Raw genomic sequence first — 9,768 nt, 5'->3', positions numbered from 1 at the left:
TGCTGGAGCGCCCGCGGGGTCAGGCGTCGGCCCAGGTGGCCGACGAACAGCGCCGGCTCGACGGCCACCGCCTGGCGCAGCCTCAGCCACTCCTGCAGCGCGGCGTGCGCCTGGCGGCCGAGCGCCAGCTCGCGGCGCTGCCCGTGTCCGGCCGGCAGCTGCAGCAGGCCGGCGGCGAGGTCCAGCTGGGCCAGGTCGATGCGGCTCAGCTCGGTCAGGCGCAGGCCGGCGTAGAACAGCTCGCGAACGGCCCGGTCGCGACAGGCGTGGAAGTCGTCCGGGGCGGCACGCATGGCGGGCTCCTTGGGGCTGCGGATGCCCCGTGGGGGATTGCCGGGCGGCGTTCAGCGCACCGCGCGCAGCGGCGGCACCAGGCGCGGCAGCAGGCGCGCGACTATCTCGGCCACGTGGCCGAGGAACACCGTGCCCAGCGAGCTCTTGTAGTGCTGCGGATCGGGACTGCCGAGGGCCAGCACGCCGTGCAGGCCCTGGTGGCTGAGCACCGCGACTGCCGCCGAGCCGATGCTGCCGACCTGCTCGGCAGGGAACAGGAAGGCCAGCTCCTCGGCGCGCAGCACGCCGCACACCGTCTTGTTGCCGCCGAGCAGGGCGCCGATGCGCTGCTGGGCCTCGCGCTCGCCGACCCAGCGCCCCACCGCTGGCGGGTTGTCGCTGAACAGCAGCAGGCTGACGAAGGGCACCTGGAAGTCGTGGCGCAGGCCGTCCTCCACCGCGGCGACCAGCTCCTCGAGGCCCTCGGCGTCGAGCAGGGCGACGATCAGCCGGCGGGTGCGCTCGAACAGGCGGTCGTTGTCACGGGCGATGTCCATCAGCTGGGTCAGGCGCGTGCGCAGCTCGTGGTTGCGCTCGCGCAGCAGGCGCAGCTGGCGCTCGACCAGCGACACCGCGTGACCCGCCTCGTGGGGGATCAGCAGCTGCTCGAGCAGCTCGTCGCGGCCGACGAAGAACTGCGGGTGCGCCGCCAGCCAGGCGGCGACCTGTTCGGCATCCAGTTCCGGCAGCCCGCTCACAGGCGTACCTGGCCTTCGAACACGCGCAGCGCCGGGCCGGTCATCAGCACCGGCGCACCCGGGCCGGCCCACTCGATCGACAGGCTGCCGCCGGGCAGGCTGATCTGCACTGGCGACTGCAGCCAGCCCTGGCGGATGCCGGCCACCGCGGCGGCGCAGGCGCCGGTGCCGCAGGCCTGGGTCTCGCCGCAGCCGCGCTCCCACACGCGCAGGCGCGCATGGTGGGCGTCGACCACCTGCAGGAAGCCGATGTTGGCCTTCTGCGGGAAGCGCGGGTGGGTCTCCAGCTGCGGGCCGAGCTGGTGCACCGGCGCCGTGTCGACATTGTCGACGCGCAGCACGCCGTGGGGGTTGCCCATCGACACCGCGGCCAGCTCCAGCGTGCGGCCGTCCACCTCGACCTCGTAGGCGATCGCCGCTTCCGGGGCGACGAAGGGGATATCCGCGGGCGCCAGGCGCGGCGCGCCCATGTCCACGGTGATCTGCCCGTCGTTGCGCACGTTCAGCTCGATCACGCTGTTCTTGGTCTCGACGCGGATGCGCTTCTTGGCGGTCAGGCGCTTGTCCAGCACGAAGCGGGCGAAGCAGCGCGCGCCGTTGCCGCACTGCTCCACCTCGGAGCCGTCGGCGTTGAAGATGCGGTAGCGGAAGTCGACGTCCGGGCGGCTCGGCGGCTCGACGATCAACAGCTGGTCGAAGCCGACGCCGGTGTGGCGGTCGCCCCACTGGCGCACGTGCTTGGGCTGGATGTGGGCGTGCTGGGTGACCAGGTCGAGGACCATGAAGTCGTTGCCCAGCCCGTGCATCTTGGTGAAACGCAGCAGCATGCCGGCCTCCGGATCAGTTGGGCAGCAGGCTTTCGCCGGCGTAGAGTTCCTCGAGGGTCTCGCGGCGGCGCACCAGATGCACCTGCTCGCCGTCCACCAGCACCTCGGCGGCGCGGCCGCGGGTGTTGTAGTTGGAACTCATCACGAAGCCGTAGGCGCCGGCCGAGCGCACCGCCAGCAGGTCGCCTTCGGCCAGCACCAGCTCGCGGTCCTTGCCGAGGAAGTCGCCGGTCTCGCAGATCGGCCCGACCAGGTCGTAGCGGCGCGCCTCGCCGCTGCGCGGCTGCACCGGCACGATGTCCATCCACGCCTGGTACAGGGCCGGGCGGATCAGGTCGTTCATCGCCGCGTCGATTACCGCGAAGTCCTTGTGCTCGGTGTGCTTGAGGTACTCGACGCGGGTCAGCAGCACGCCGGCGTTGGCGACGATCGAGCGGCCCGGCTCGAACACCAGGGCCAGCGCGCGGCCGGCCAGGCGCTCGCGCACCGCCTTGATGTAGTCGCCGGCCAGCGGCGGCTCCTCGTCGCGGTAGCGCACGCCGAGGCCGCCGCCGAGATCGAGGTGCTTGATGGTGATGCCGCGTTCGGCCAGGCGGTCGACCAGCGCCAGCAGGCGCTCGAGGGCGTCGAGGAAGGGTTCCAGCTGGGTCAGCTGCGAGCCGATGTGGCAGTCGACGCCGACCACCTCGAGGTTCGGCAGCTCGGCGGCGCGGACGTAGACCGCCTCGGCGGCGTCGATGGCGATGCCGAACTTGTTCTCCTTGAGGCCGGTGGAGATGTATGGATGGGTCTGCGCGTCGACGTCGGGATTGACCCGCAGCGACACCGGCGCCTTGACGCCCAGTTCGGCAGCGACTTCCTGCAGGCGCTCCAGCTCGACGTCGGATTCGACGTTGAAGCAGTGGACGCCGACCTGCAGCGCGCGGCGCATGTCGTCGCGGCTCTTGCCGACGCCGGAGAAGACGATTTTGCCCGGCTCGCCGCCGGCGGCCAGCACGCGCTCCAGTTCGCCGCGCGAGACGATGTCGAAGCCGGCGCCGAGGCGCGCGAGCACGTTGAGCACGCCGAGGTTGGAGTTGGCCTTGACCGCGAAGCACACCAGGTGCTCCATGCCGGCCAGCGCATCGGCGTAGGCGCGGTACTGCGCCTCGATGTGGGCGCGCGAATAGACGTAGGTGGGGGTGCCGAAGCGCTCGGCGATCGCGGACAGCGCCGCGCCTTCCGCGAACAGCTGGCCGTCGCGGTAGTCGAAGGATTGCATGCAGCCTCCTGGGGGCGTCCGCCCACAGGCGGACGCACGGAATCTTAGAGTTCGAAGCGGTCTTTGCTGCTACCGGCGTTCTTGTCGCCCGGCAGGTACAGCGGACCTTTCTGGCCGCAGCCGGTGAGGCCGGCGCTGAGCACGATCAGCGCAAGGAGCGGAAGCAGCAGGCGCTTCATGGCGGAAATCCTTGTAAAAGCATCGATTGCGCCGGAGTATACCGACCCCCCGAGGGCTTGCCTATGCGCCGGGACGCGCGGCGGACGCGGCCTGCGCGGGGCCTTGTGTATGCAACCCAGTTTCCGCGGAGAACAGCCGATGAGCCTCACTGAAGCCCGCTTCCACAGCCTGGTGGACGCCCTGCAACTGGCGGTCGAAGACGCCTTCGACGCCAGCGACCTGGACGTCGATCTGGAGAACAGCGGCGGCGTGCTGACCGTGCGCTTCGACAACGGCAGCCAGCTGATCTTCAGCCGCCAGGAGCCGCTGCGCCAGCTGTGGCTGGCGGCGCGCTCCGGCGGCTTCCACTTCGATTACGACGAGAGTGCTGCGCGCTGGGTGTGCGACGCCGGCGGCGAGCCGCTGCCGGCCATGCTGGCGCGTCTGGTCCGCGAGCAGGCCGGCGAGGAGGTCGACTTCTCGGCGCTCTGAGCGGCAGTCCGGATCGGGCTGCCCCTTGATCCGGCCGGCTTGCCTATTCGCCTTGCTGTGGTATGGTCGCTGCAAACCCCGCCTGCGCCGGTTGTGTAAAGACACCGCGTCGGGCGATGCGCCGTTGGAAGCGGTCGACCCCCGTGGTCGCCCTTTCGGCTTTGCTTCGCCGACGTTTGCGACGTTTTCACACAGCCTGCTCGGGTGGGGTTTTGCTTTTTCCCGATCACGTCAAGGAGCCCTGCCGACATCATGAGCCTGTCGCCGCCCATCACCATCACCCGTCTCGACCTGCAGCGTCTGGAGAAGCTGCTGGACAGCCTGGAGGACTACGGCCCCACCGCCGAGGCACTGGAGCGCGAACTCGAGCGCGCCGAGGTGGTCGGTCTCGACGCGGTGCCGCCGGGCGTGGTGACCATGAACTCCACCGCCCACTGCCGCGAGGAAGCCAGCGGCAAGGAATACCATCTGACCCTGGTCTACCCGCACGAGGCGGGCGCCGAGGGCACGGTGTCGGTGCTGGCGCCGGTCGGCTGTGCGCTGCTCGGCCTGTCGGTCGGCCAGACCATCGACTGGGAAGTGCCCGGCGGCAAGCGCCTCAAGCTGACCCTGCTCGGCGTCGACTACCAGCCGGAGGCCGCCGGCGAGGTGCGCTGAAGGCGGCCTGACGGCAAGAACGCAAACAGCCCGCGACCGGGAGACCGGCGCGGGCTGTTGGCTTTCTGGGCTACGCGATGCGTAGGGTGGAAAACCCGCGCAGCGGTTTTCCGCCTTGGCCGCGTGTCGCTGGCTGGTGGAAAGGGCCCGCGGTCGTTTTCCAGCCTACGGCAGAGGCGATCAGGCCGGCTGCAGGATGGTCAGCACGGTGCGCAGCTGCTCGGTGGCGTCGAGGCCGAGGCTGGTCAGGTAGCCGCCGTCGGCCTGGGAGATCAGCCCCTTGGCGTGCAGGCGCTGGCCGGCGGCGATCATCTGCGGCGCGGCGTCCTGGTGGATCTTGAGGCCCTCCTGGGTGTTGTCCGGGTTGAACAGGGTGAGCAGTTCCAGTTCGGCGATCAGCTCGGGATTCAGGTGCATGGTGCCTCCAGTGCGGTCGCGGCAGCCGGGTGCTGCCGCTTGTCGTTATTCGTCTTCCTCGGCGTCGCCCTGCAGGGCCTCGGGCAGCTCGGGCAGGGCGCGCAGCATGCGCTCGTAGCCGGCGCCGTCGAACGGACGGTTGTCGGCCAGCATGTTCTCGATCTCGTGGGCGAGGATCAGCGCCATCAGGCGCACGGCGTCCTCGCGCGGGTAGCCGACCAGGGTCAGCTTGTTGAGGGTGGCCTGGGCCGCGGCCGGCTCGCCGGCGGCGACCTGATTCTCGATGGCCTCGATCAGTTTCTCTTCGGCGAAGACGGCATCGTCCTCGGCGCTGTGTTCGGTCATGGCGGGAGTCTCGTCGGGCGCCGGCGGGTTCTCTTCGTCCAGCCGGCAGAGGGTGCAGCTGCCGTCGTCCGGGCGGCTGGTCTCGATGTAGCGCAGGCGGCGGCTGGCCGACTGGCGGTCGGCGCTGACGCGAAAGCGCGGGCGGTCGGTGGGCATGGCGGGCATTCCGGGCGGCCTTGGCCTCCTTCATAACCCGCCTATGCCGGGCACGGCAAGCGCTCCTTGGTCGGAGCGCCTGCCGCGGGGGGTCAGCGCGCGGCCAGCAGCTCGCGGCCGCGGGCCACGGCGGCGCGCACCTGCGCCGGGGCGGTGCCTCCGATGTGGTCGCGGGCGTTGACCGAGCCTTCCAGGGTCAGCACGGCGAACACGTCGCCTTCGATCTGGTCGCTGAACTGGCGCAGCTCGTCCAGCGACATCTCGGCCAGATCCTTGCCGCTCTGCACGCCGTACTTCACCGCGTGGCCGACGATCTCGTGGCAGTCGCGGAACGGCAGGCCCTTGCGCACCAGGTAGTCGGCCAGGTCGGTGGCGGTGGAGAAGCCGCGGCGCGCGGCCTCGCGCATCACCTCGACGCGCGGCCGGATCGCCGGGACCATGTCGGCGAAGGCGCGCAGGCTGTCGCGCAGGGTGTCGGCGGCGTCGAACAGCGGCTCCTTGTCCTCCTGGTTGTCCTTGTTGTAGGCCAGCGGCTGGCCCTTCATCAGGGTCAGCAGGCCGGTCAGCGCGCCGAACACCCGGCCGCTCTTGCCGCGCACCAGTTCGGGGACGTCGGGGTTCTTCTTCTGCGGCATGATCGAGGAGCCGGTGCAGAAGCGGTCCGGCAGCTCGATGAAGTTGAACTGGGCGCTGGTCCACAGCACCAGCTCCTCGGAGAAGCGCGACAGGTGCATCATCGCCAGCGAGGCGGCGGCGCAGAATTCGATGGCGAAGTCGCGGTCCGACACGCCGTCCAGCGAGTTGCCGCCGATGGCCTCGAAGCCGAGCAGCCGGCAGGTGATCTCGCGCTGGATCGGGTAGGTGGTGCCGGCCAGCGCGGCCGAGCCGAGCGGCATGCGGTTGACCCGCTTGCGGCAGTCGACCAGGCGCTCGTGGTCGCGCGACAGCATCTCGAACCAGGCCAGCAGGTGGTGGCCGAAGGTCACCGGCTGGGCGGTCTGCAGGTGGGTGAAGCCGGGCATGATCACTTCGGCGTGCTGCTCGGCCTGCGCCAGCAGGCCCTGCTGCAGGCGGGTGATCTCGGCGAGGATCACGTCGATCTCGTCGCGCAGCCACAGGCGGATGTCGGTGGCCACCTGGTCGTTGCGGCTACGCCCGGTGTGCAGCTTCTTGCCGGTGATGCCGATGCGGTCGGTCAGGCGCGCCTCGATGTTCATGTGCACGTCTTCCAGATCGACGCGCCAGTCGAACTGGCCGGCCTCGATCTCGGCCTGGATCTGGGTGAGGCCGTCGATGATCGCGTCGCGCTCGGCAACGGTCAGCACGCCGGCCTGCTCGAGCATGGTGGCGTGGGCGATCGAGCCCATGATGTCGTGGCGGTACAGGCGCCTGTCGAAGTCGACGGAGGCGGTGAAGCGGGCGACGAAGGCGTCGACCGGCTCGCTGAAGCGGCCGCCCCAGGACTGGTTGGTTTTTTCGCTGCTCATCGGTGTCTCGTGCTGTGCATGCGTCGGTGAAGGAAGTGGCGGGCATGATAGCAGCTCGCCCGGCAAAACCCGGCAGCGGCATTCGGTGACGGCGGTCACCGTGGCGGCGGGCCGGACTTGCCGGACGAGCGGTCGGCACCGACACTGCGGGCATGCGCAGAACCTGGTCCACCGGCACCCGCCCGCCGGCCTCCTCCGACGACTTCTTCCTCCCCGAGCTGTGCGCGCCGGAGGCGCTGCTCAGCCTGGTGCTGCTCGCCGAGCTGCTGGTGCTGGTGCTGGTGCTGGCCGAGCCGCTGCAGCCGGCGTTCGACTGGGTGCGCCTGGCGCTGACCTCGCTGTTCGTGCAGTGGATCGTGCTGCTCGCGGCGGCGGCGCTGTGCCGCCTGCGACCCTGGCTGATGCGCCTGCCGCAGGCGCTGGCCGGCATCCTCTGCGGCGCGCTGGTGGTGGCGCTGACCCTGGCCTGCACCTGGGCGGCCGGCCACTTCGGCCTGGCCGCGCCGCGGCCGCTGGAGGGGCAGGTCAACCTCTACCTGCGCCACGGCCTGATCGCGCTGATCATGTCCGGGCTGGTGCTGCGCTACTTCTGGCTGCAGAGCCAGTGGCGCCGCCAGCAGCAGGCCGAGCTGCGCGCGCGGCTGGAGGCGCTGCAGGCGCGCATCCGCCCGCACTTCCTGTTCAACAGCCTGAACAGCATCGCCAGCCTGATCGCCGTCGATGCCGACAAGGCCGAGCAGGCGGTGCTCGATCTGTCCGACCTGTTCCGCGCCAGCCTGGCCAAGCCGGGCAGCCTGGTGGCCTGGCGCGACGAGCTGGCCCTGGCGCGCCGCTACCTGTCGATCGAGCAGTACCGCCTGGGCGAGCGGTTGCAGCTGGACTGGCGGATCGACGGCGTGCCGGGCGAGCTGCCGATCCCGCAGCTGACCCTGCAGCCGCTGCTGGAGAATGCCATCATCCACGGCATCCAGCCGCGCATCGACGGCGGCCGGGTCGAGGTGCTGGCCGAGTATGCCGCTGGCCAGTTCCACCTGTGCGTGAGCAACCCGCTGGCGCCAGGGGAGACGGCGGAGTCCGGCGGCACCCGCCTGGCGCTGCACAACATCCAGGCCCGCCTGGCGGCACTTTTCGGGCCAGATGCGAGTCTTACCTGCGAGTGCCGTGACGGACGGCACTTCACCTGTCTACGCTATGCTTGTGGAAGACCCACGCAGGAAGCCAGATCATCATGAATGTCCTGATCGTCGACGATGAACCCCTGGCGCGTGAGCGCCTGGCCCGGCTGGTCGGGCAACTGGATGGCTATCGCGTCCTCGAACCTGCCGCCGGCAACGGCGAGGAGGCGCTGGCCCTGATCGATTCGCTGAAGCCGGACATCGTCCTGCTCGACATCCGCATGCCCGGCCTCGACGGCCTGCAGGTGGCGGCCCGGCTGTGCGAGCGCGAGGCGCCGCCGGCGGTGATCTTCTGCACCGCCCACGACGAGTTCGCCCTCGAGGCGTTCCAGGTCAGCGCGGCGGGCTACCTGGTCAAGCCGGTGCGTCTGGAGGCGCTGGAGGAGGCGCTGAAGAAGGCCGAGCGGCCCAACCGCGTGCAACTGGCCGCCCTCGGCCGCCCGGCGCCCGATCAGGGCGCCCCGCGCAGCCACATCGGCGCGCGCACCCGCAAGGGCATCGACCTGATCCCGCTGGAGCAGGTGATCTACTTCATCGCCGACCACAAGTACGTGACCCTGCGCCACGAGCACGGCGAGGTGCTGCTCGACGAGCCGCTCAAGGCGCTGGAGGAGGAGTTCGGCTCGCGCTTCGTGCGCATCCACCGCAACGCACTGGTCGCCCGCGAGCGCATCGAGCGCCTGCAGCGCACCGCCCTCGGCCACTTCCAGCTGTACCTGCGCGGCCTCGGCGACGAGGCGCTGACCGTCAGCCGCCGCCACGTGGCCGGGGTGCGCAAGCTGATGAACGAGCTCTGATCTCCCGCGCGGCGCCGGCCGGGCCGGCGTCGCCCCTTCCTTGCGCCCGGCCGATCCAGCCGGCGCGCCGAGCCTGCTATCATCGCGGCAATTCACCTGCATCCGGAATTGCCCATGCCTCGCGAAATCCGCATCGCCACCCGCAAGAGTGCCCTCGCCCTGTGGCAGGCCGAATACGTCAAGGCCCGTCTCGAGGCGGCCCATCCCGGTCTGGTCGTCAGCCTGGTGCCGATGGTCAGCCGCGGCGACAAGCTGCTCGACGCGCCGCTGGCGAAGATCGGCGGCAAGGGCCTGTTCGTCAAGGAGCTGGAAACCGCCCTGCTGGACAACGAGGCGGACATCGCCGTGCACTCGATGAAGGACGTGCCGATGGACTTCCCCGAGGGGCTCGGCCTGTACTGCATCTGCGAGCGCGAGGACCCGCGCGACGCCTTCGTCTCCAACACCTTCGCCAGCCTCGATGCGCTGCCGGCCGGCAGCGTGGTCGGCACCTCCAGCCTGCGTCGCCAGGCCCAACTGCTGGCGCGCCGCCCGGACCTGAAGATCCAGTTCCTGCGCGGCAACGTGAACACCCGCCTGGCCAAGCTCGACGCCGGCGAGTACGACGCCATCATCCTCGCCGCCGCCGGGCTGATCCGCCTCGGCTTCGAGGAACGCATCCGCGCCTTCATCAGCGCCGAGGACAGTCTGCCGGCCGGTGGCCAGGGCGCGGTGGGCATCGAGTGCCGCAGCGCCGATGCCGAGGTGCACGCCCTGCTGGCACCGCTGCACCACGTCGACACCGCCGACCGGGTCAACGCCGAGCGCGCGCTGAACAAGCACCTCAACGGCGGCTGCCAGGTGCCGATCGCCTGCTACGCGCTGCTCGAGGGCGATCAGCTGTGGCTGCGCGGCCTGGTCGGCCAGCCCGACGGCGGCGCGCTGCTGCGCGCCGAGGCCCGCGCCCCGCGCGCCGCCGCCGAGA

The 9,768-nt window shown here is 70.6% G+C and carries 13 protein-coding genes; 5 read left to right on the top strand and 8 right to left on the bottom strand.

Features of this window, described 5'->3' with window-relative positions; genetic code table 11:
- The 5 genes from E5198_RS18655 to E5198_RS18635 form a co-directional block, all read right to left on the bottom strand.
- The coding region (locus E5198_RS18655) for a tyrosine-type recombinase/integrase (RefSeq protein ID WP_168772558.1) at window positions 1-293 on the bottom strand (293 nt) is incomplete at its 3' end.
- 51 nt (window positions 294-344) lie between these two features.
- Window positions 345-1,031, bottom strand: a complete 687-nt coding sequence (locus E5198_RS18650) for a DUF484 family protein (RefSeq protein ID WP_136491450.1) — start codon at window positions 1,029-1,031, stop codon at window positions 345-347.
- A complete protein-coding gene (gene dapF, locus E5198_RS18645; protein WP_136491449.1) occupies window positions 1,028-1,858 on the bottom strand; it encodes a diaminopimelate epimerase in 831 nt (276 codons plus the stop codon). Before dapF ends, E5198_RS18650 begins: the two co-directional genes overlap by 4 nt.
- A 13-nt stretch (window positions 1,859-1,871) precedes the next feature.
- Entirely contained in the window at window positions 1,872-3,119 is a 1,248-nt protein-coding gene (gene lysA, locus E5198_RS18640) for a diaminopimelate decarboxylase (protein WP_136491448.1), read from the bottom strand.
- A gap of 44 nt (window positions 3,120-3,163) precedes the next feature.
- Window positions 3,164-3,298: a lipoprotein gene (locus E5198_RS18635; protein WP_136491447.1), complete on the bottom strand. Its 135-nt coding sequence runs from the start codon at window positions 3,296-3,298 to the stop codon at window positions 3,164-3,166.
- Window positions 3,299-3,437: 139 nt separating this feature from the next.
- On the opposite strand from E5198_RS18635, the gene cyaY reads away from it, so the two are divergent.
- Window positions 3,438-3,770 carry an iron donor protein CyaY gene (gene cyaY / locus E5198_RS18630; RefSeq protein WP_136491446.1) on the top strand — a complete coding sequence of 111 codons (333 nt, stop codon included), beginning with the start codon at window positions 3,438-3,440 and terminating at the stop codon, window positions 3,768-3,770.
- Between the two features lie 252 nt (window positions 3,771-4,022).
- Window positions 4,023-4,427: a nucleoside diphosphate kinase regulator gene (gene rnk, locus E5198_RS18625; RefSeq protein ID WP_136491445.1), complete on the top strand. Its 405-nt coding sequence runs from the start codon at window positions 4,023-4,025 to the stop codon at window positions 4,425-4,427.
- 180 nt (window positions 4,428-4,607) lie between these two features.
- Here the strand turns inward: rnk and E5198_RS18620 are convergent, their stop codons facing one another.
- From E5198_RS18620 to argH, 3 genes are all read right to left on the bottom strand, one after another.
- A complete protein-coding gene (locus tag E5198_RS18620; protein ID WP_136491444.1) occupies window positions 4,608-4,844 on the bottom strand; it encodes a TIGR02647 family protein in 237 nt (78 codons plus the stop codon).
- Between the two features lie 45 nt (window positions 4,845-4,889).
- Window positions 4,890-5,345, bottom strand: coding sequence for a hypothetical protein (locus E5198_RS18615; protein WP_178084098.1), 456 nt, complete (start codon window positions 5,343-5,345; stop codon window positions 4,890-4,892).
- Between the two features lie 92 nt (window positions 5,346-5,437).
- Complete coding sequence (argH, locus tag E5198_RS18610) at window positions 5,438-6,832, bottom strand: argininosuccinate lyase (RefSeq protein ID WP_136491443.1); 1,395 nt, start codon at window positions 6,830-6,832, stop codon at window positions 5,438-5,440.
- 152 nt (window positions 6,833-6,984) lie between these two features.
- Between argH and E5198_RS18605 the strand changes: the two genes are divergently transcribed.
- From E5198_RS18605 to hemC, 3 genes are all read left to right on the top strand, one after another.
- Window positions 6,985-8,064 (top strand): sensor histidine kinase, encoded by a 1,080-nt coding sequence (locus E5198_RS18605; RefSeq protein ID WP_136491442.1) that lies wholly within the window; start codon window positions 6,985-6,987, stop codon window positions 8,062-8,064.
- Entirely contained in the window at window positions 8,061-8,804 is a 744-nt protein-coding gene (locus E5198_RS18600; protein WP_136491441.1) for a LytTR family DNA-binding domain-containing protein, read from the top strand. Before E5198_RS18605 ends, E5198_RS18600 begins: the two co-directional genes overlap by 4 nt.
- A 114-nt stretch (window positions 8,805-8,918) precedes the next feature.
- Window positions 8,919-9,768 (top strand): hydroxymethylbilane synthase (gene hemC / locus E5198_RS18595; RefSeq protein ID WP_136491440.1); only part of this gene is annotated, 850 nt, incomplete at its 3' end.

Source organism: Pseudomonas sp. A-1, assembly GCF_004801855.1.
GTDB lineage: Bacteria > Pseudomonadota > Gammaproteobacteria > Pseudomonadales > Pseudomonadaceae > Geopseudomonas.
The sequence above is the reverse complement of the archived record's forward strand: the minus strand, read 5'-3'. Positions and strand labels throughout refer to the sequence as shown.

Bases quoted from the DNA above. Each gene is read 5' to 3' on its own strand.
- cyaY (WP_136491446.1), top strand. From the start codon at position 3,438: ATGAGCCTCACTGAAGCCCGCTTCCACAGCCTGGTGGACGCCCTGCAA.
- E5198_RS18615 (WP_178084098.1), bottom strand. From the start codon at position 5,345: ATGCCCACCGACCGCCCGCGCTTTCGCGTCAGCGCCGACCGCCAGTCG.
- E5198_RS18605 (WP_136491442.1), top strand. From the start codon at position 6,985: ATGCGCAGAACCTGGTCCACCGGCACCCGCCCGCCGGCCTCCTCCGAC.
- lysA (WP_136491448.1), bottom strand. From the start codon at position 3,119: ATGCAATCCTTCGACTACCGCGACGGCCAGCTGTTCGCGGAAGGCGCG.
- dapF (WP_136491449.1), bottom strand. From the start codon at position 1,858: ATGCTGCTGCGTTTCACCAAGATGCACGGGCTGGGCAACGACTTCATG.
- E5198_RS18620 (WP_136491444.1), bottom strand. From the start codon at position 4,844: ATGCACCTGAATCCCGAGCTGATCGCCGAACTGGAACTGCTCACCCTG.
- argH (WP_136491443.1), bottom strand. From the start codon at position 6,832: ATGAGCAGCGAAAAAACCAACCAGTCCTGGGGCGGCCGCTTCAGCGAG.
- E5198_RS18600 (WP_136491441.1), top strand. From the start codon at position 8,061: ATGAATGTCCTGATCGTCGACGATGAACCCCTGGCGCGTGAGCGCCTG.
- rnk (WP_136491445.1), top strand. From the start codon at position 4,023: ATGAGCCTGTCGCCGCCCATCACCATCACCCGTCTCGACCTGCAGCGT.
- E5198_RS18635 (WP_136491447.1), bottom strand. From the start codon at position 3,298: ATGAAGCGCCTGCTGCTTCCGCTCCTTGCGCTGATCGTGCTCAGCGCC.